Raw genomic sequence first — 19766 nt, forward strand, 5'->3', positions numbered from 1 at the left:
AATGATCAGCCGAGCATTTATGTCTGATGGATCACGATGTTGGATGACGAGCAGACCTCGAAGACGGAAGCGGCCTATCGCGTGCTCAGGCGCGATATTCTTGCGACCCGGCTGGCGCCCGCGGCGCCGTTGAAGCTGAGCACGCTGCGCAACACCTACGGCATCGGCTGGACGCCGTTGCGCGAGGCGCTGTCGCGGCTGGAGGCGGAACGGCTTGTGACCGCCATCAGCAACCGCGGGTTTGCGGTCGCTTCTGTCTCTCGGGCGGAGCTCGAGGATCTGGCGCGTGCGCGGCTGGTGGTCGAACTGCCCCTGCTGGTGGAATCGATCGAGAAAGGCGACCGTGAGTGGGAAGACGCGGTCGTTGCCGCCCACTATCGTCTCTCACGGTGCGGGTCTGTTCTCGACGATCCATCGGATGATGCGGTCGACGCGTGGTACGAAAAACACGATGCCTTCCATGCGGCGCTGCTCAGTGCCGCGACATCCAGCTGGCTGCAGCAGTTCAATGCGACGATTTCCGACCAATTGCATCGCCATCACCGCTTTCTGGGTCTGGCCCCGACGCTGCGCGCCGCCGCCGGCCGCACGGATGGACACCGGAAGGCCGTGGCGGCCCTGCGCGACGCCGTGGCGATCGAACACCATACCGCCCTGATGGAAGCGGCCCTCGATCGCGACGTCGAACGTGCGAAAACTCTGATGACCGCTCACATCGGCTACACGCTGCAGGTCTATGCCCAGAGCGAACCCGGCGCGGATGCTGCGCAGCCCCGTCCGAAAAGGAAGCGGCGATCATAGCCGACGACGCAGGCACTTTGTCTTCGTTTCACCCCGTTGCCGGCAAATGGGCAGGCGGCGCTCGCAGCGCCGAACGTTACGCTGAACAAAACGTCAACACATTCATTAAACTTTAAAAGGTTGCGGAACACAACTGGAACAGATAGTGTTTGTTCTGGGTTTGTTTTTTCCGATTCTGGTTTCAGAACCCTTGGGGGCCGCGATGCTGACGCGCAAACAACATGAGCTTCTGATGTTCATCCATGAACGCCTGAAGGAGAGCGGAATCCCGCCGTCCTTCGACGAGATGAAGGAAGCGCTCGACCTCGCCTCCAAGTCCGGCATCCACCGACTGATCACAGCGCTTGAGGAGCGCGGTTTCATTCGCCGGCTGCCGAACCGGGCGCGCGCGCTGGAAGTGCTGCGGCTACCCGACTCGATCGCACCAGGCCTCAACGCGGCGAGGAAGTTTTCGCCGAGCGTCATTCAGGGCAGTCTTGGTCAAGCCGGCCAAGGGCAAGGCGGCCAGGGACAAGGCGGGATGGGCCAAGGCGGTCTCGGCCGCCAGATCAAGCCGGGCTCGCCGTCGCGTTCGATGTCTGCCGGCAATGACGATGCCGTTTCCTCGATTTCAATCCCGGTGATGGGACGCATCGCCGCCGGCGTGCCGATCGACGCCATCCAGCATCAGACCCATTCGATCTCGGTGCCGCCCGACATGATCATGGGCGGCGAACACTACGCGCTCGAGGTCAAGGGCGATTCGATGATCGAGGCCGGCATTTTCGATGGCGACACGGTCATCATCCGCAATGCCGACACAGCCAGCCCCGGCGAGATCGTGGTGGCGTTGGTCGACGATGAGGAAGCGACCCTGAAACGCTTCCGCCGCAAGGGCGCCTCGATCGCCCTGGAAGCCGCCAACCCGGCCTACGAGACCCGCATTTTTGGACCGGACAGGGTGAAGGTGCAGGGCAAGCTTGTCGGATTGATCCGGCGCTACTGAGCCGGCTTGGGTTTGTACTTTTCACGCTGGTTGTAAGGCGGCAGGCCGCGCGCTTCGCGGGAGAAGCGGCGCTGCTCGTGCCAGGGGCGATACGGCTTGTCGACGGCGAAGCGGATGGTTGGCGCTGCAGCTGCCGATTGCGGATCGAAGAAGACGGCGGCGCTGCCGTCGCGGGCCAGCTGTTTCTTCGTCACGACCAGCACCAGCGGGTCGCGGCACGGATTGTAGGCCGTGGCGTCATCGATGACGATCAGGCTAGCGAAGGCACAGGCCGGCCGCGCCGTCTTGCGGTCTTTGGCAAGGGCTACAATGGCTCCGGAAGGGTGTCGGGCGATACAGAGATCGCCCATGCAATAGAAGGGCGACCCGGGCGGCAGATCGAGCGGATCGAGATCGAACCGCGTATCTGTTGCCTCGAAAATCTCGGGCGGGATAATGGTTTCGGCCCGCAGCGCCCGTTTCCAATTGTCCGTGGTGAATTCGTTGGAGCGTTCGCGGTTGAGGGCGAGTTCGCCGCCACCTATCGGCATGGCCACCAGATGTGCGTCCTCGGATATGAGCACGTCGGGCGTAAGCACCTGCGGCACCGTCAACAGGCCGGCCAGCGCGAAAGGCACGGCCGCCAGCCTGAGCCAGGTGGTGGCCATGGTGGCGATGACGAGGGCGACCGCCACCAACAGCACCGAGCGGATGGAGATCAGCCCGACGGCGTCGACCGGCGAGCGCTCGGAAATCCAGGCCGATATAGCGATCATCGCCATCAGACCCTTGCCCATCACATAGAGGAACGGCCCGTCGGCGCCGAACGGCATCGCCAGTGCGCTGAGCACGGCAAAGGGCATGACGATCAACGAAACAATCGGCATCACGGCCAGATTGGCGATCAGGCTGAGCGGCGACACACGCTGAAAATGCCAGATGGCGAACAGCAAGGTTGCACTGCCGGCGATGATCGAGGTCATGGCGAGGCCGCCCATGGCCAGCGCGAATTTTCGCGACAGGAAGCCGACGAAGGAGCGCTTTGCCAGCGGCGTTCTCACCTTGTCGGCGCGGTAATCGGCCCAGCCGGCATAGGCGCCGACAAGGGCGGCTGTGGCGGCAAACGACATCTGGAAGCTGGGACCGACCACCTCGTGCGGCGACACCAGGATGACGGCAATGGCGGAGATCGCCAGATTGCGCATGGTGAGCGCGGCACGATCGAAGAGTACCGCGACCAGCATGACCGCTAGCATGATGAAACTGCGCTCGGCGGCGACCACGATGCCTGAAATGACGAGATAGGCGGCGATGGAGACGAGTGCTGCCACTGCTGCATATTTCTTGACTGGGCGGCGCGAAGAGAAATCGGGAAACAGCGCAAAGGCGCCACGCAGCAACGCCATGATGGTGCCGGCAACCAGCGCCATGTGCAGGCCGGAGATGGAGATGATGTGGTAGATGCCGGTGCGCCGCATCGCTTCGTTGACCTCGTCCGGGATGCCGGCGCGCACCCCGACAATCAACGCCGCGGCAATCTCGCCTTCGGCGCCGCCGATTTTGCCCCTGATATGGTCGGCAATGTTTTCGCGCGCGTTCTCGATTGCCGAGGAGAGCCGCGCGGTCAGCGGCGGCGGTCCCTGCGTAGCAATGGTTTTCGGATTGCCGAGAAAGAAGCCGCTGCCGCCGATACCGGTGAAATAGCTGTCGAAGGAGAAATCGTAGCTCTCCGGCCGCACCGGACCGGTCGGCGGCAACAGCCTGGCATAGCCGGTGATCAGGGAGCCGGCGGTCATATCGGCGGGAACGGTCCGCGCCGAGAGCCTGACCCGCTCCGGGGCGTAGCGCAGCTCGGGGTAAGCGGTCGAAACCACGTCGAGCGTCAGCCTGATGCGGCCGCTTTCCATCTGTTCGAGACTGACGACGCGGCCGGTCAGCCGTGTCTGAATCTCGGAGCCGAGCATCTGCGTTCCGGCGCGCCAGGTCTCGACTTTGGCGGCGACGACGCCGAGCGCGCACAGCATCGCGGCCATGCAGAACAGATGCGTCCTCGGCCGCGATCGCGTGGCGACAGCGCAACATGTCGCCAGCACCACAATGGCGATTGGCTGCGCAAAGCCGGGCTCGCCGGCCAGCGAGAAATAAATGATGACGCCGGCCGCCAGGAAAACCGGCACCAGCAGGAAGGCGACGCCCCGGTCGAGCTCCGTGTTGGCGGCCACGGCAAGGCTGCGGCGGAGCGCGGGCCATGACGGACGGCGAAGCCGTCTGCGCAGACGGGCGATAGATCCGGGCGCTGTGACTTGCGCCGGCAACGCGTGACCGGGCAGCGCAGGCGCGACGCCGGGATGCGGCTCAGGCAGCGCGAGGGGCAGCGGCTCGGCATAGGGACTATCGGCAAACAGCGAGCGTTCGCTGACGCTTGCCTCGGCGCCTTCGCCTTCCTTCGTGCCCCGGCCACGTCCAGCCATCGGGTCTGCCCCTTGCGCCCCAGACCCCTATGCTACATGAACGCGCAAAGCGCGAAAGTCCGCGTGATCACGTCCACAGCGCCGGAATCGACCATCACCTGGCAAGGACGCTCAATCCTCAATCATATCCTGGCCCTCCGCTCTCAGGCGAGCAAGCCCATCGTGCATTGCCTTCAATTGTTCCGGTGTATGACCCTGCCATTCACCCAGTTCACCCAGGATGAGCAACGGATCACGGGAGCGGTAGGATTTCGTCGGATTACCGGGAAATTTTTTATCGGTCAGGTTAGGGTCATCCATGAAAAACCCCGTCGGCTTTACGATATAAATCCTTTGACGACCGTCACCCGTTGCAAGCTCTGCTCCCCAGATGGCGGCTTCAAGTGTCTGGGAGAAATATATCCATGACAGTGGTTGATCTCTGAAATTGGAAGGATGGCCGACGCTCAGCAGATCCCGGGGTTTCAAATCCGCCCGGTACCATGGTAGAACGGATCACCCTCCGTATGGTCGGCGTTTCTGGTCATCGGTAGTCCTTCTTTCAATCTGCCTCCTTCGTGGCGGACCGGACTGCACACAATTGCGGTGTTCACGATAATGATTGCAGAAAGGTCAATATGCGTGACCAAGCCAACGCTGTCACGGCGGCGTTGTAGTCGGGCAGTGCCGCCTCCGTGAAGAAATGTCCGCTCGTCAGAGGAGGCTACCACCGTCGCAGCGATGTTCCAGGCACTGTGACGGACGCTGCAGCCGAATGAAACCCAGACATTGACGCTGCTGCCAAACGAGGTTGCGCGGAGGTGCGAACAGATTTTGTGCTACAAGGCTCCACCGCCAGTTGACGCAACCGATAATTGCCGACGTGCCCCCGGCCTCATCCAGCCATCGGGTCTGCCCCTTGCGCCCCAGACCCCCTATGCTACATGAACGCGCAAAGCGCGAAAGTCGGCGCGATCACGCCCCGCTTTCCAAGGTTCCCGAGAATTCCATGTCCGACACGGTCGTCACCCGTTTTGCCCCCTCGCCCACCGGCTATCTGCATATCGGCGGCGCGCGCACGGCGCTGTTCAACTGGCTGTACGCCAGGCACACCGGCGGCACGATGGTGCTGCGCATCGAGGACACCGACCGCGAACGCTTCAACGAGGCGGCGACACAGGCCATTCTGGATGGGCTGACCTGGCTCGGCCTTTCCTGGGACGGTGAGGCCATATCGCAGTTCGAGCGCGCGCCGCGCCACCGTGAGGTGGCCGAGGAGCTGGTGCGCCTGGGCAAGGCCTATTACAGCTACGAGACGCCTGCCGAGCTCGAAGCGATGCGCGAGGCCGCACGCGCCAAGGGCTTGCCGCCGCGCTACAACGGCCAGTGGCGCGATCGTGCCCCCTCGGAGGCGCCTCCCGGCGTCAAGGGCGCCATCCGCATCAAGGCGCCGACCGAGGGCGAAACCGTGGTGCACGACCGTGTGCAGGGCGAGGTGAGCTTCCCCAACAAGGACCTCGACGATTTCATCATCCTGCGCTCGGACGGCAATCCGACCTACATGCATGCCGTCGTCGTCGACGACCATGACATGGGCGTCACCCACATCATCCGTGGCGACGACCATCTGACCAACGCCGCGCGCCAGACGGTGATCTACAACGCCATGGGCTGGGACGTCCCGTCGATGTCGCATATCCCGCTGATCCACGGCGCCGACGGCGCCAAGCTGTCGAAGCGGCACGGCGCACTCGGTGTCGAGGCTTATCGCGCCATGGGCTATCTGCCCGAGGCACTGCTCAACTATCTGGCAAGGCTCGGCTGGAGCCATGGCGACGACGAGATCATGTCGATCAAGGACATGATCTCGTGGTTCGACATCGGCGATGTCAACAAGGGTGCGGCGCGCTTCGACTTCGCCAAGCTCGAGTCGATCAACGGCGCGCATATGCGCAAGATGGCCGATACCGAGCTGTTCGACATTTTCGTCGCCACTCTGCCATACCTCGAAGGCGGATCTGCTATCGCCGCCCGTCTCGACGACGCCAGGAAGGCGCAGCTGCTGGCCGCCTTGCCGGGCCTGAAAGAGCGCGCCAAGACGCTGGTGGAACTGGCCGATGGCGCGGCCTTCCTGTTCGTCGAGCGGCCGCTGCCGATCGACGAGAAGGCGGCAGCACTGCTCAGTGCCGACGCGCGCGCGATCCTGCGCGGCGCACATGCCGCTTTGCAGACTGTTTCGGGTGATTGGTCGGCTGCCGCGGCTGAAGCCGCGGTGCGCGAGTTCGCAGCGGCCGGCGGCCACAAGCTCGGCGCCGTGGCCCAACCGCTCCGGGCGGCCCTTACCGGCCGTAGCACCTCGCCCGGCGTGTTCGACGTGCTTGCCGTGCTTGGCCGCGAGGAAAGCCTGGCGCGGATTGCGGATCAAATCGATTAGGAGCGAGCTGGCCCAAAAAGATTGGCATTGAAAGGCGGGTTTCGCAGTGCAACATTAGGCCTTGGCCCAATCTGGCACGCACCTCCTAAAATGCGGTGGCGAGTTCGCGCATTCCGGTGATTTCGACGTGTCGTTTGCAGGAATTGCCTTGCCGGCATGAGGAACATGAAGGAGTTTGAGAATGAGCGAAGCTGCGACAAGACTGGAAACCGGCAGCAAGACGACGCACCCGTCGACTGCCACGCTCGAACTGGCCGGCAAGACGCATGAATTCAAGGTGCGAAGCGGCTCGGTCGGGCCCGACGTCATCGACATCGGTGCGCTCTACAACACCACCGGCGCCTTCACCTACGATCCCGGCTTCACCTCGACGGCGAGCTGCGAGTCGGCGATAACCTTCATCGACGGCGATGCCGGCATCCTGCTTCACCGCGGGTACCCCATCGACCAGCTGGCCGAGCATGGCGACTTCCTCGAAGTCTGCTACCTCCTGCTTTACGGCGAACTGCCGACCAAGGCGCAGAAGGACGATTTCGACTACCGGGTAACGCGCCACACCATGGTGCACGAGCAGATGTCGCGCTTCTTCACCGGCTTTCGCCGCGACGCGCATCCGATGGCTGTGATGTGCGGCGTGGTCGGCGCGCTGTCGGCCTTCTATCACGACTCCACCGATATTTCGGATCCGTATCAGCGCATGGTCGCCTCGATGCGGCTGATTGCCAAGATGCCGACGATTGCGGCCATGGCCTACAAATACCATATCGGCCAGCCCTTCATTTACCCGAAGAACGAGCTGAACTTCGCCGCCAACTTCCTGCATATGTGCTTTGCGGTGCCGTGCGAGGAATACAAGATCAACCCGGTGCTGGCGCGCGCCATGGAGCGCATCTTCATCCTGCATGCCGACCACGAGCAGAACGCCTCGACCTCGACGGTGCGGCTTGCCGGCTCGTCGGGCGCCAATCCGTTCGCCTGCATCGCCGCCGGCATCGCCTGCCTGTGGGGCCCGGCGCATGGCGGCGCCAATGAGGCGGCGCTCAACATGCTGGGAGAAATCGGCCATGTCGACCACATCCCGGAATTCATCGCCCGCGCCAAGGACAAGAACGATCCGTTCCGGCTGATGGGCTTCGGCCATCGCGTATACAAGAACTACGATCCTCGCGCGAAGATCATGCAGAAGACGGCGCATGAGGTGCTCGGCGAACTCGGCATCAAGGACGATCCGCTGCTCGACATCGCCATGGAGCTGGAAAAGATCGCGCTGACCGATTCCTACTTCATCGAAAAGAAGCTCTATCCGAACGTCGATTTCTATTCCGGCATCACGCTGAAGGCGCTGGGCTTCCCCACCACCATGTTCACCGTACTGTTCGCGGTCGCGCGCACCGTCGGCTGGATCGCGCAGTGGAAGGAAATGATCGAGGACCCGCACCAGAAGATCGGCCGCCCGCGCCAGCTCTATACCGGCGCCCCGGAACGCGACTACGTGCCGATTGCGAAAAGGTGAAAGAGAGTGAATGGTGAATGGTAAGTAGTGAATAGCAGGTAGTAATAGCAGGTAGTAAGTAGCAGCTTGATTATAGTCGAGAGCTCGTTAATCCTATTCACTATTCACTATTCACTATTCACTCGCTAAGCCCTATTCGCTCTCCCGATGTGGCGAAGAACGACATCGGCGGCGATGTCGCCGGAGGGCCGGTCGGTGGCCATGCGTCTGGCAACCTCGCCAAAGCCGTCCTTTTGCCAAGCGCGGTAGGCGGTGTCTGAAAACAGTGCCTCGAGCTGCCGCGCCAGATAGTGCGGCCGCACATACTGGTTGTAGCTTTCCGGCACGACCGGCCGGTCGGCAATAAGGTTGGGCAAAGCGGCGCTCCACACCGTGATCAGGCTCTGCGCCATCAGCATGATCGGATCGAACTTGTAGCAAGAGATCATCGGTACACCCGACAACGCCAGTTCCAGCGAAACCGTTCCTGACGCGATCAGCGCCGCATCGGCCTTGCCGAAGGCCTGCCACTTGCGCTCGGGGTCAAGGATGACTTCCGGCTCCTGATCCCAGCGCGCCACCGACGTTTTGACCAGTTCGGCGACATGCGGCACCGTCGGCAGCAACAGCCGCAGCCGGTGGCCACGCGCGCGCAGCGCCGACACCGTCTCGCCGAACGGACCGATAAGCCGGCTGACCTCGCCGCGCCGCGACCCTGGCAGGACGAGCAGCGTCTTGACGTGATCGGCCGAGAGATCGCGTGGCTGGGCTTGCGCCCTGGCCGCGCCCAGCACGCCTGGATCATGCGTGAGGCGATGTCCGACGTAAGTGCCGGGCGGGCCGCCGAGACGGCTGAGCTCCTTTACCTCGAAAGGCAGGATGCACAGTATGTGGTCGACATAGGGCTTCATCGCGGCCGCCCTACCCGGCCGCCACGCCCAGACGCTCGGGCAGACATAATGGACGGTCGGGATTGACGGATCGGCGGCGCGGACCTTTTTGGCGACGCGCAGCGAGAAATCAGGGCTGTCGATGGTGATCAGACAGTCGGGTTTTTCGGCGGCGACAGCACTTGCCGTCTGGCTGATCCGCCGCATCAGGCGCGGCAAGTCACGCAGGATGGCGCTGAGCCCCATCAGCGCGATCTCGGCGCCATCGAACAGCGGCGCCAGTCCGAGCGCCTGCAGATGCCGCCCGCCAATGCCGACGAGTTGCACCTCGCGCCCGGTCATGCGCTTCAGCGCCTGCACGATGTCGGCGCCCAGCAGGTCGCCGGATTCTTCGCCGGCGACGATGGCAATCTTCAGCGGCTTCTCAGCTGCCATGGACAGCCCCCGCAGCCGGCAGGCCGAACACGAACAGGCCGAGCGCATTGGCGTGCGCGACAACGGCGGGGCCTTCGAGGATGAGCGAACGGCCGGCTTCGACGGCAATGCCGGCGAGCCCCGCGGCATGCGCCGCCTCGACGGTCTGGGGGCCAATAGATGGCAGATCGGCACGCAATTCCTGGCCAGGCTTGGCGCATTTGACCAGGACACCGCGCGTCTTGCCGGCCAGCCTGCCATGGCCGCGCAACTGCTGCGTCCGCTCGAGCAGTCCGTGGGTGCCCTCGACGCCTTCCAGGGCAACAGTGCGGCCACCGATGGCAATTGCCGCCTGGCCAATGTCGAGCGCGCCGATGGCCTTTGCCGCCGCGTGTGCCGCCTCGATATCGCGCCAGTCGGACTTTCGCGGCACTGCTTTGGTCAGCGGCCCTTCGGCCGCGACGAGCCGGGGCACGACTTCATGCGCACCGACAACCTTGACGCCCCGTGCCTCCAGGCCGCGGGTCAATATCTTCAACAGCCCGTCATCGCCGCGGGCAAGCGCCATGGCGAGCGAGGGTATAAGTGCCAGTAGCCCAAGGTTCGGACGCATGTCGACCAACCGCGGCCTGCGCCTGATCTCGCCGGCAAGCACAAGATGGGTGATCCGCCGGCGCCTCAGCAACGCAACCAGCGAGCCGATGTCTTCCAGCGCAAGGCTTTCATGCTCATAGATTGTGAGGTCGGACTGACGGTCGGCCTGACCTTCGACCAGGATGATGACAGGCCGATGTCCGGCCTCCGCCAGGCCGGCGGCAACTTCGACCGGCAAGCTACCGCCGCCGGCAATGATGCCGACCCTGGCGTCCGGCGCAAGTTGGAGGCCCGTTGAAGTGGCCTCAGCCTTCGTCATCGGCATCGTCGCCGTCGCCACCCTTAAGCGACGGGACGGCAAAATGCCGCTTGCCGCGACTGGTGATGAAATCGATGATTTTCATGGCCGTCGGCGACGACGCAAACTCGGCCTTGGCGAATTCGATGTTCTCGCCGACAGTGCGGGAGCGGTCGAAGATGGTCTTGTAAGCCTTGCGCAGCAGGTAGATTTCGGCGCGCGGCAACCCGGCGCGCTTCAGGCCGATGATGTTGAGTCCACGCAGGCTGGCGCGATTGCCCACCGCAATGGCGTAGGGAATGACATCGCCGACAAAAGCCGAGCAGCCGCCGAGAAAGGCGTTGTCACCAACACGCACGAACTGATGAACGGCGCTGAGGCCGCCAATATAAACGCTGTCACCGACCTCGCAATGGCCGCCCAGGGTCGCGCCATTGGCGAAGGTGGCGTTTTTACCGACGACGCAATCATGGGCAATGTGGGCATAGGCAAGGAAATTGCCGTTGTCGCCGACGGTCGTCTCGCCGCGGCTGGAATCGGTGCCGAGATGCATGGTCACGCCTTCGCGGATCGTGCAGTTCTGGCCGATGACCAAAGTGGTGCGGCCGCCCTTGTGCTTGGTGTTCTGCGGCGGTCCGCCCAGTGTCGCCATTGGATAGACCTTGGTCGCGGCGCCAATGGTTGTCGCGCCCAGCACCGAGACATGGCTGACCAGTTCGACGCGGTCACCGATCACGGCGTCAGCGCCGACATAGCAGAAAGGTCCTATTGCGGCGCCTTCGCCGATCTGCGCGCCGGCCTCGATGACGGCCGAGGGGTGGATTGAAGTCTGTATTTTCATGAGCATTTCGAACCGTCAGCCGGTAACCATCATTGCCGAGATCTCGGCTTCGGCGGCCTTTGTGCCCTCCACCATGGCCTCGCAGGCGAATTTGAGCAGGTTGCCGCGCATCTTGATTTTCTTGACGTGGATTTTCAACTGGTCGCCCGGGACGACCGGTTTGCGGAATTTCGCATTATCGATGGTCAGGAAATAGACCAGCGACGGCTTTTCCGTGTTGAGGTTACGGATGCAGATCGCGCCGGCGGTCTGCGCCATGGCCTCGACGATGAGCACGCCCGGCATCACCGGCTGATCCGGGAAATGGCCCTGGAAATGCGGCTCATTGATGGTCACGTTCTTGATGCCGATGGCAGAATCATTGCCGTCGATTTCGATGATGCGATCGATCATCAGGAAGGGATAGCGATGCGGTAAAAGCTTCATCAACCCCAATATATCGACCGCTTCGAGCGTCGCCGGCACCATCTCAGCTACTTCCCCCTTCGCCCTGCTTGCGCGTCCTGGCGAGCTTCCTCAGCATGGCGATCTCGCGCATGGCTTCCGCCATCGGCTGCGCCGGATAGCCTCCCCAGATCTCGCCCGCCGGCACGTTGCTCATGAACCCGCTTCTTGCAGCAAGCTTGGCCCCTGATCCGATGGTCAAATGATCGGCAAGGCCAACGCCGCCGCCCATGGTGACACCATCACCGACGGTGACGGAGCCGGAAATACCAGAGAGCCCGGCAATAATGCAATTGCGGCCGATGCGAACGTTATGGGCGATCTGCACCAGATTGTCGATCTTGGTGCCCTGACCGATGACCGTATCCGACATGGCGCCGCGATCGACGGTCGTGTTCGAGCCGATTTCGACATCGTCCTGGATGATGACGCGGCCGACCTGCGGCACACGCTCAGGGCCTTTGGCGCCGCCGACAAAGCCGAAGCCGTCCTGGCCTATCCTGGCGCCGCCATGAATGATGACGCGGTTGCCGATCAGCGCATACTGAACACTGACACCCGGCCCAATGTAGCCGTCACGGCCGATCTGGCAGGAGGGGCCGATAACGGCGTGGGGGGCAATGACCGTTCCGCTGCCGATGGAAGCGCGGGGGCCGATGACCGCTCCGGCCTCGATGATCGCCCCGGCCTCGATATGCGCCGAGGCATCGACATGAGCTTGCGGCGAGACCCCGGTTTCGCTGGTCATCGGTCCCGGCGTAGCCGCCGTCGGGAACAGCAGCCGGCCGATCATGGCGAAGGCCTGCTGCGGGCGCGGATGAACCAGAACCGCAATGCCTGCCGGCGCCTTGCCCGCGAACTCGGCGGGACAAAACACGGCCGCCGCCTTCAGCGACTGCATCAGCGCGAAATTGCGCTTGCCGTCGACGAAGACGAGCGCACCCTCGCCGCCTTCATTGGCTGGCGCCAACGCATCGATCGATATGTGGGCAAAATCGGAATCGACAAGCGATGCGCCGGTCAGATTCGCGACTTCGCCAGCCGTATACCGGCGTGATGGCGCGAAGAACACCGGATCGGTCATTCCAGAAGCAATATCCAGCTAGGTCGGATCAATTCTCTTCCGGACCCCAACGGCCCGGAAGCATCGTTACCGCAAGATCAGAAGCGGCTCGACATGCCGAAGTTGAATTCCTGCACGTCGTCGGTCTTTTCCTTCTTGACGGGCATCGCGTAGTCAATGCGGATCGGGCCGAAAGGCGATGACCACAACAAGCCGACACCAACCGAGGCGCGCAACTTCATATCGACCGAGGCCTGATCGACGCCGGCGGTGTCGATCTTGCTGCCGTACAGTGTGGCGGCATCAGCAAACACAGCGCCGCGCACACCAAAGCTTTCCGGAATGACCGGTATCGGAAATTGAGCTTCCGCCGACGCATTGAAATAGGTGGTGCCGCCGAGGTGATCACCACCAGAACCCGGCGTAATATCGGCAGGGCCGATGCCGCCATACTCGAAGCCGCGGATCATGCGGTCGCTGCTCTGGAACTGATCGAAGATACGCAAGCCGTCACCGCCGAAGCCCTGAATATGGCCAGCGCCGCCTGAGATCAGGCCAACCAGATCCAGCTGTTCGGACAGCGTCTGGTAGACAGTGCCACGACCGGTAACCTTGACGAATTTGGCATCGCCACCAAGGCCGGCCACTTCCACGGTCGTGGTGGCGTAGATGCCTTCATGCGGACTCTTCATGTCGTCGATGGTGTTGTAGACCAGTCCCAGGCTGACCGACGACTTGATCCACGGGCTATCATTGATGCCCTCGACGATGGCTTTAGAAATGTGGCAGTCAGCGTCCGGAATCTCATCGTGGGGAGTATCATCGCAACCGTCGTCGAGCTTGTACTTCTCCTGGGCGATATTGTACGCCAACTGCGTCGAGATGTTGTCGGTGATCGGCAGGCCGAAGCGCACCGTCGCACCCAGCGTCTCGCTGTCATAGTGGTCGTAGTTGCGGGTCTGCTGGAAGATATCGAAGCCGGCGGCGATACGGCGCCCCAGGAAATAGGGTTCGGTGAAGGACAGGCTGTAGTCCCGCGAATTCTTGCCGCCACCCGCCGAAACCTTGATGTACTGGCCGCGACCGAGGAAGTTGCGCTCCGCGACCGAACCTTCGACAGACGGACCGGCAGTGTCGCCACCGGTCGAATAACCTGCGCCAACCGAGAACTCGCCGGTCGATTTCTCGACCACGTCGACCACGAGCACGACCTGGTCTGGCTCAGAACCCGGGACAGTCGAAACGTCGACTTTCTCAAAGTAATCTAGCTTTTCCAGCCGCTTCTTCGCGCGCTGGATGAGTACCTGGTTGAAGGCGTCGCCTTCGCTGACATCGAACTCACGACGAATGACATAGTCGCGTGTGCGGTCGTTGCCGCGGATTTCGATGCGCTCGATATAGGCCTTGGTGCCCTGGTCGATCGTATAGACGACCGAAATGGTGTGGTTCTCGAAGTTGCGATCACCGCGAGGCGTCACCTGGGCGAAGGCATAGCCCGAACCCGCGACCTTTTCGGTCAGCGCAATGATGGTGTCCTCGACATCCTTGGCGTTGTAGACGTCGCCCTTGTGGGTCTGAACCACCGATTCCAGCGCCTTCGAGTCGACTTCGGGAATGGTGCTCTCGACGCTGACGTCGCCGAACGTATAGCGGTCGCCTTCCTGGACGGTGATGGTAACGGTGTACTGGTTGGTCGTGTCGTCGAGCTCGCCGACAGCTGAGACCACCTGGAAGTCGGCATAGCCGTGATTGTAATAGAAGCGGCGCAGCGATTCCTGGTCGGCGCGGAGCTTGTCCTCGTCATAGACGTCGTCACGCAGCACGAAGGACAGGAAGCTCGAGCGCTTGGTGGCGATGACGTCAGACAGGCGGCGGCTCGAATAGGCGCTGTTGCCGACGAAATTGACAGCGGCGATCTTGGTGCGGCCGCCTTCGTTGATGTTGAAGACCACGTTCACGCGGTTGTCGCCGAGATCCATGATCTGCGTCGTGACAGTGGCGTCATCGCGGCCAATCCGCCTGTAGGCAGCCTTCACCGCCTCGACATCGGAGTCCAGCGTTGCCTGCGAGAACGTCCCGCGCGGCTTCAACTGCACGGCGACTGCCAGCGCATTGTCCTTGAGCTTCTTGTTGCCCTGGAACAGAACCTGGTTGACGACCTGATATTCGGCAACCTTGACCACCAGCGTCGAACCGACCTGATTGATCTGCACGTCCGAGAACAGCCCGGTGCCGAACAGCGCCTTGACCGCATCGTCGATATCGGCGCTGGAAAACGCCTTGCCCGGCTTGATGGTGATGTAGTTGCGGATGGTGTCGGCGTCGACACGCTGGTTGCCGCTGACCTCGACTCTCGAGACAACGGCTGCCTGCGCCGCAGATGTGGCAACGAACTGCACGGCGAGCGCACCTGGTACAACCAGAGCGGCGGACATAGCCACCGCGGACGCGGCGCTCAAAAATTTGGATGCTGCCTTCATCGGGCTTTTGTACCTTTTCTCGAAGTCCCCACGGCGAGAAAACCGGACGTGCGGTAATTTCTCCTACCGTATTAACCGGATTTTCCCTACACGCAAGGCTTCTGGTTAATTTGTAATTACTTAACCCTGATGCGTGGCTTTCGCGTCACGCATACCCCCGTGCATGGTAAACGGCGTCTCAACATTGCCGGTGCTGAAGCCAAATTTCTTCATGATTTCAGCACCCAAACAGATCGTTCCAGAAGACGAAGCCCATAAATCCCAGCACCAGAAAGAGGCCGGCCCGGTATCCCATTTCCATCATCCGCTCCGATACCGGACGCCGGAAAACGGCTTCGAGTGCGTAGAACAGGAGATGGCCGCCGTCGAGGGGGGGAATCGGCAAAAGGTTCAGAATTCCGATCCCGACCGATAGCCCGGCGACGAGTTGCACCAGCCATAGGAAGCCCAGCTTTGCCGCCTGCCCCGACATCTTGGCGATCTTGATGGGGCCGCCCAGCTGGCATTTGTCTTCGCGGCCGACAACGAATCGCTGCAGGAACTGGCCGGTGCGCTGAATGACGTGCCCCGTCTCCTCGACCGCGGCGCCGACTGCTCCGACAGGGCTGTAGGTGATCAGCCTGGGCTGGCCGACATCCTTGTTGTTGACGACGCCGATGACGGCCACCTTGACCTTGTTGCCCAGCGCGTCCAGCTGCTCCATCGGCTCCGGCGTCGCGACGACGGTGACCTCCTTGCCGTCGCGCAACATGGTGAAGGTGATGGCGTCGCCGCCGCGGCCTGAGACCACGCGTTGGACGTCGGCGAAGGTCTCAACCTTGCTGCCGTCGACGGCGACGAATCGGTCGCCTGGCAAAATGCCGGCCCTTTCGGCTGGACTGCCGGCGGTGACCGCCGCCACCATCGGCTCAAACACAGGGCGGCCATAGAGGGAAAACAGCACGGCAAAGACGGCAATGGTCAAAAGGAAGTTGAACAACGGTCCGGCCACCACCGTGGCGGCGCGTTTCCAGATGGGTTGCGTGTGGAAGGCGACCTTGCGTTCAGCGTCAGTCAGCGTTTCCAGATCTTCCGAACTCGGCTGGCTCGACGTGGCGCTCATGTCGCCGACGAATTTGACATAACCGCCGAGCGGTATGGCGCAGAGCTTCCAGCGCGTGCCGTGGCTGTCGTTGAAGCCGAGAAGTTCGGGGCCGAAGCCGATCGAAAAGGCCTTCACGCCAATGCCGCACCAGCGGCCGACCAGGTAATGGCCCATTTCGTGAATGAAGACGACCACGGTCAGCACGAACAGAAACGGCACCAGCGTGCCGAGGACAAAGCCTTCCGTGCTGAAAAACGCGTGAAGAATTTCGTTCAAGTCATGCCCTCAAATTCACCCGCGGCAAAAGGTGTCGCCGCGACTGTGACATCAATCCAGGCGAATCCGTGGCGTGCGCCATTTCTTCGCCGTGAAATATCACTCAAGCCGGAAACAGCCCCTGCGCCGGATGATCGGCGCCCGCCGAAATCCAGCCGATCACGTATAGGGCAAAAGCCGCCGCGACAAGCCCGTCCACCCTGTCCATGACACCGCCATGCCCGGGTATCAACGCGCTTGAATCCTTGCGGCCGTGGCGGCGCTTGACCCAGGATTCGAAGAGATCGCCAGCCTGGGCAACAATCGACAGCACCAGCGCAACCAAGGCGAGGACGCCAAGATTGCCGGCCCCGGCGGCGGCAGCCAGAAGCACGCCGGCGGCCACGCCGCCGACAGCGCCGCCAAGCGCGCCGCTCTGCGTCTTGCCGGGGGATATAGATGGCGCGAGCTTGGGCCCACCGACGGAGCGGCCGACGAAATAGGCGAAGATGTCGGTCGCCCAGACCACGGCGAACAGAAACAGGATTGCGACCAGGCCGGGATGGTCGCCGCCGCGCAGCAGCGCCAGCGATAAGCCGGACAAAGCCGCGTAGGCAAGACCGGCTGCATCCCATTGCGCCGCTCCACGCATACGGGCGCCGATAGCAGCGACCACAACCATGGCCAGGACAAGAGACAGAAGCCACGATGCCGGCACGCCTGCAACCAGGGCGACGACGAAAACCAGAAGCAGCGCTTCGGGAATGAAGCCGAGGGTCGCACCGGCCAAGGGGCGCGACATGCGCGCCCATTCATAGAAGATGACCGCCGATATCCCGGCGCAAAGCAGGCGGAACCACAGCCCTCCCAACCAGGTCAGGCCAAGCGCTATTGCGGCCAGCACCAGCGCCGAGACGATGCGAAGCTGAAGATTGTTCATCCCGCCGCCGATCACGAGGCAGCGACATCTTGAGCGGCAAGCCCGCCAAAACGGCGCTCGCGGCCAGCAAAATCGCGCAATGCGTCGGCCAGGTGTTCGCGGCTGAAGTCAGGCCAGTAGCAAGGCAGAAAAACCAGTTCGCTGTAGGCTGCCTGCCACAGAAGGAAGTTCGACAGCCGAAGCTCGCCACTGGTGCGGATGACCAGCTCCGGATCGGGAATGCCTGCGGTGTCGAGGGCGCCGGCAAAAGTGTCTGCCGTGATCGCCTCTGCGTCGATCTCGCCGCGCGCCACTGCGGCTGCGAGCTTGCGTGCCGTGCGCACGATCTCGTCGCGCCCGCCATAGTTGAAGGCGATGACCAAGGTCAGCGATTCATTGCGCGCAGTCAGCGATTCGGCCTCTTCCAGCAGGCCCCTGATGTCCGGCTGCAGCCCCGCCCTGTCACCGATGATCCTGACGCGCACGCCGTTCTGGTGCAGTTCGGCCAGATCGCGGCGGATGAACAGTTTCAAAAGCCCCATCAGGTCGCTGACTTCGGCCTTGGGCCGCGACCAGTTTTCCGACGAAAAGGCGTAGACGGTCAGGAAGGAAATGCCGAGACCGGGCGCGGCGCGCACCGTCTTGCGCAGCGCTTCGACGCCGGCGCGATGGCCGGCAAGCCGCGGCATGCCGCGCGCCTTGGCCCAGCGTCCGTTTCCATCCATGATGATCGCGACATGCGCGGGCGTTGCCATTGTCTCGCTTTCGGGCCGGTGTGGGCCGACCCTAAACCTGCATGATTTCAGCTTCCTTATCGGAAAGCAGGTGATCGATGGTGCTGATCGTCTCGTCGGTCAGCTTCTGGACCTGATCGGAGCGCTTGCGCTGATCGTCCTCGCTGATGTCGCCGTCCTTTTCGGCCTTCTTCAAGAAGTCCATGCCGTCGCGACGGACATGGCGCACCGCGACGCGGGCGTTCTCGGCGTAGCCATGCGAGATCTTGACCAGTTCCTTGCGGCGCTGCTCGTTGAGCTCGGGCAGCGGAATTCTGAGATTGGTGCCGTCGACGATCGGATTGAAGCCGAGATTGGATTCTCTGATGGCACGGTCGACCGCGCCGACCATCGACTTATCCCAGACCGAAACCGAAATCATGCGCGGCTCGGGCACCGACACGTTCGCCACCTGGTTGATGGGCATGGTGGTGCCGTAGGCCTGGACCTGGATGGCGTCGAGCAGATTGCTGGAGGCACGGCCGGTGCGCAGCGAAGCCAAATCGTGCTTGAAGGCGGCGATCGCGCCATCCATGCGCCGCTTGAGGTCGTCGAACTCACCACTCATCTTAGTCTCCTCGACCCGTTTGATCCGGGTTCACTGCTTAGGGCCCCATATTCGGACCCTCTTTCGAAAACTGATCCCTTTTTGGAGAGTATACTCCGGATTATTCGTCGGCGACGATCGTGCAACGGCCGCCGCCCCGCAGAATATCGCCGAAACCACCTTTTTCGTGGATCGAATAGACGATTATCGGGATGTTGTTTTCGCGCGCAAGTGCAATTGCGGCGGTATCCATGATCGATAAGCCCTTGTTGATGACTTCGGCATGGCTGATGCGCTCGAAGCGGGTCGCATTCGGATCCTTCTTGGGATCGGCCGAATAGACGCCGTCGACCTGGGTGCCCTTGAACAACGCGTCGGCGCCGATCTCGGCGGCGCGCAAGGCCGCGGCCGAATCGGTGGTGAAGAACGGATTGCCGGTGCCGCCGGCGAAAATGACGACCTTGCCCTGGTTCATATAGGCGGTGGCCTGGCGCTGGGAAAAACTCTCGCACAGTTCGGGCATGGCGATGGCCGACAGCACGACGGCATCGACGCCGATCTTGTTCAGCGAGGTGCGCAGCGCCAGCGAGTTGATGACGGTGGCCAGCATGCCCATGTGGTCGCCGGTGACGCGGTCGCCGCCCTTGGATGCCACCGCCACGCCGCGAAAGATATTGCCGCCGCCAATGACGACGCCGACCTCGATGCCAAGCGCGCGGGCTTCGGCGATGTCGGCGGCGATTCGGTCGACCACCGAGACGTCGATGCCGAAATGCTGCTCGCCCATCAACGCTTCGCCCGAGGCTTTCAGCAGGACACGTCGATAGAGGGGCTTTGCCGTCATCTGGACCTCGTCATTGATTGCGTGTGGCAGCCTGGGCAGGCCGCCCTCGCGCGGGCGCCGCCGCTGGCGCGATGCCGAGTTCCGATACACGAAGGGGGCCGCGGAGTGGCCCGGGGCCCCGCGCCCCCAACACCCCTCACCGCGCCGCCCCGCGCTTGGGGGTGGTGGGGGGCGGCGGG

16 protein-coding genes and 1 pseudogene are annotated in these 19766 nt (G+C 62.7%); 4 read left to right on the forward strand and 13 right to left on the reverse strand.

Annotated elements, in window-relative coordinates; translation table 11 throughout:
- Window positions 1–36: 36 nt before the first annotated feature.
- Both NKI46_RS26765 and lexA read left to right on the forward strand, forming a co-directional pair.
- Window positions 37–801 carry a GntR family transcriptional regulator gene (locus NKI46_RS26765; RefSeq protein WP_352748826.1) on the forward strand — a complete coding sequence of 255 codons (765 nt, stop codon included), beginning with the start codon at window positions 37–39 and terminating at the stop codon, window positions 799–801.
- A 202-nt stretch (window positions 802–1003) separates the two neighbouring features.
- Complete coding sequence (gene lexA / locus NKI46_RS26770; RefSeq protein ID WP_023715817.1) at window positions 1004–1786, forward strand: transcriptional repressor LexA; 783 nt, start codon at window positions 1004–1006, stop codon at window positions 1784–1786.
- Here lexA and NKI46_RS26775 read toward each other — a convergent pair.
- A complete protein-coding gene (locus NKI46_RS26775) occupies window positions 1780–4236 on the reverse strand; it encodes a ComEC/Rec2 family competence protein (RefSeq protein WP_352748829.1) in 2457 nt (818 codons plus the stop codon). The two genes, lexA and NKI46_RS26775, sit on opposite strands and share 7 nt — an antisense overlap.
- 111 nt (window positions 4237–4347) lie before the next feature.
- Window positions 4348–4763 (reverse strand): annotated as a pseudogene (arr, locus tag NKI46_RS26780) (NAD(+)--rifampin ADP-ribosyltransferase).
- A 461-nt stretch (window positions 4764–5224) separates the two neighbouring features.
- On the opposite strand from arr, the gene gltX reads away from it, so the two are divergent.
- Both gltX and gltA read left to right on the forward strand, forming a co-directional pair.
- Window positions 5225–6649: a glutamate--tRNA ligase gene (gltX, locus tag NKI46_RS26785; protein ID WP_352748832.1), complete on the forward strand. Its 1425-nt coding sequence runs from the start codon at window positions 5225–5227 to the stop codon at window positions 6647–6649.
- 181 nt (window positions 6650–6830) lie between these two features.
- Window positions 6831–8162: a citrate synthase gene (gltA, locus tag NKI46_RS26790; protein ID WP_023671037.1), complete on the forward strand. Its 1332-nt coding sequence runs from the start codon at window positions 6831–6833 to the stop codon at window positions 8160–8162.
- A gap of 125 nt (window positions 8163–8287) precedes the next feature.
- Here gltA and lpxB read toward each other — a convergent pair whose 3' ends face one another.
- The 11 genes from lpxB to pyrH form a co-directional block, all read right to left on the reverse strand.
- Window positions 8288–9466 (reverse strand): lipid-A-disaccharide synthase, encoded by a 1179-nt coding sequence (lpxB, locus tag NKI46_RS26795; RefSeq protein WP_352748835.1) that lies wholly within the window; start codon window positions 9464–9466, stop codon window positions 8288–8290.
- Window positions 9456–10358, reverse strand: a complete 903-nt coding sequence (locus tag NKI46_RS26800; RefSeq protein WP_352748838.1) for an LpxI family protein — start codon at window positions 10356–10358, stop codon at window positions 9456–9458. Before NKI46_RS26800 ends, lpxB begins: the two co-directional genes overlap by 11 nt.
- A complete protein-coding gene (lpxA, locus tag NKI46_RS26805; RefSeq protein WP_023706235.1) occupies window positions 10345–11178 on the reverse strand; it encodes an acyl-ACP--UDP-N-acetylglucosamine O-acyltransferase in 834 nt (277 codons plus the stop codon). The genes NKI46_RS26800 and lpxA overlap by 14 nt, the downstream gene beginning before the upstream one ends.
- 15 nt (window positions 11179–11193) lie before the next feature.
- Window positions 11194–11646, reverse strand: coding sequence for a 3-hydroxyacyl-ACP dehydratase FabZ (fabZ, locus tag NKI46_RS26810; RefSeq protein WP_023684696.1), 453 nt, complete (start codon window positions 11644–11646; stop codon window positions 11194–11196).
- Between the two features lies 1 nt (window position 11647).
- The gene (gene lpxD / locus NKI46_RS26815) at window positions 11648–12706 is read right to left on the reverse strand and encodes a UDP-3-O-(3-hydroxymyristoyl)glucosamine N-acyltransferase (protein WP_023684695.1); all 1059 of its coding nucleotides are present in this window, start codon (window positions 12704–12706) and stop codon (window positions 11648–11650) included.
- Window positions 12707–12783: 77 nt separating this feature from the next.
- On the reverse strand, window positions 12784–15165 hold the full coding sequence (gene bamA, locus NKI46_RS26820) for an outer membrane protein assembly factor BamA (RefSeq protein WP_023738713.1): 2382 nt from the start codon (window positions 15163–15165) through the stop codon (window positions 12784–12786).
- A 217-nt stretch (window positions 15166–15382) separates the two neighbouring features.
- Window positions 15383–16525 (reverse strand): RIP metalloprotease RseP, encoded by a 1143-nt coding sequence (rseP, locus tag NKI46_RS26825; protein WP_023738712.1) that lies wholly within the window; start codon window positions 16523–16525, stop codon window positions 15383–15385.
- A gap of 103 nt (window positions 16526–16628) precedes the next feature.
- Window positions 16629–17444, reverse strand: coding sequence for a phosphatidate cytidylyltransferase (locus NKI46_RS26830; RefSeq protein ID WP_023738711.1), 816 nt, complete (start codon window positions 17442–17444; stop codon window positions 16629–16631).
- Between the two features lie 11 nt (window positions 17445–17455).
- Entirely contained in the window at window positions 17456–18178 is a 723-nt protein-coding gene (locus NKI46_RS26835; RefSeq protein ID WP_023748403.1) for an isoprenyl transferase, read from the reverse strand.
- Between the two features lie 31 nt (window positions 18179–18209).
- Window positions 18210–18764 (reverse strand): ribosome recycling factor, encoded by a 555-nt coding sequence (gene frr, locus NKI46_RS26840; protein ID WP_023671027.1) that lies wholly within the window; start codon window positions 18762–18764, stop codon window positions 18210–18212.
- Window positions 18765–18864: 100 nt separating this feature from the next.
- Window positions 18865–19587 carry a UMP kinase gene (gene pyrH / locus NKI46_RS26845; RefSeq protein ID WP_023671026.1) on the reverse strand — a complete coding sequence of 241 codons (723 nt, stop codon included), beginning with the start codon at window positions 19585–19587 and terminating at the stop codon, window positions 18865–18867.
- Window positions 19588–19766: the final 179 nt, after the last annotated feature.

Origin of the sequence: Mesorhizobium sp. M0615 (genome assembly GCF_040320805.1) — a bacterium.
Classification (GTDB): domain Bacteria; phylum Pseudomonadota; class Alphaproteobacteria; order Rhizobiales; family Rhizobiaceae; genus Mesorhizobium.

Bases quoted from the DNA above. Each gene is read 5' to 3' on its own strand.
- NKI46_RS26765 (WP_352748826.1), top strand. From the start codon at position 37: ATGTTGGATGACGAGCAGACCTCGAAGACGGAAGCGGCCTATCGCGTG.
- lexA (WP_023715817.1), top strand. From the start codon at position 1,004: ATGCTGACGCGCAAACAACATGAGCTTCTGATGTTCATCCATGAACGC.
- NKI46_RS26775 (WP_352748829.1), bottom strand. From the start codon at position 4,236: ATGGCTGGACGTGGCCGGGGCACGAAGGAAGGCGAAGGCGCCGAGGCA.
- gltX (WP_352748832.1), top strand. From the start codon at position 5,225: ATGTCCGACACGGTCGTCACCCGTTTTGCCCCCTCGCCCACCGGCTAT.
- gltA (WP_023671037.1), top strand. From the start codon at position 6,831: ATGAGCGAAGCTGCGACAAGACTGGAAACCGGCAGCAAGACGACGCAC.
- lpxB (WP_352748835.1), bottom strand. From the start codon at position 9,466: ATGGCAGCTGAGAAGCCGCTGAAGATTGCCATCGTCGCCGGCGAAGAA.
- NKI46_RS26800 (WP_352748838.1), bottom strand. From the start codon at position 10,358: ATGACGAAGGCTGAGGCCACTTCAACGGGCCTCCAACTTGCGCCGGAC.
- lpxA (WP_023706235.1), bottom strand. From the start codon at position 11,178: ATGAAAATACAGACTTCAATCCACCCCTCGGCCGTCATCGAGGCCGGC.
- fabZ (WP_023684696.1), bottom strand. From the start codon at position 11,646: ATGGTGCCGGCGACGCTCGAAGCGGTCGATATATTGGGGTTGATGAAG.
- lpxD (WP_023684695.1), bottom strand. From the start codon at position 12,706: ATGACCGATCCGGTGTTCTTCGCGCCATCACGCCGGTATACGGCTGGC.
- bamA (WP_023738713.1), bottom strand. From the start codon at position 15,165: ATGAAGGCAGCATCCAAATTTTTGAGCGCCGCGTCCGCGGTGGCTATG.
- NKI46_RS26830 (WP_023738711.1), bottom strand. From the start codon at position 17,444: ATGAACAATCTTCAGCTTCGCATCGTCTCGGCGCTGGTGCTGGCCGCA.
- NKI46_RS26835 (WP_023748403.1), bottom strand. From the start codon at position 18,178: ATGGCAACGCCCGCGCATGTCGCGATCATCATGGATGGAAACGGACGC.
- frr (WP_023671027.1), bottom strand. From the start codon at position 18,764: ATGAGTGGTGAGTTCGACGACCTCAAGCGGCGCATGGATGGCGCGATC.
- pyrH (WP_023671026.1), bottom strand. From the start codon at position 19,587: ATGACGGCAAAGCCCCTCTATCGACGTGTCCTGCTGAAAGCCTCGGGC.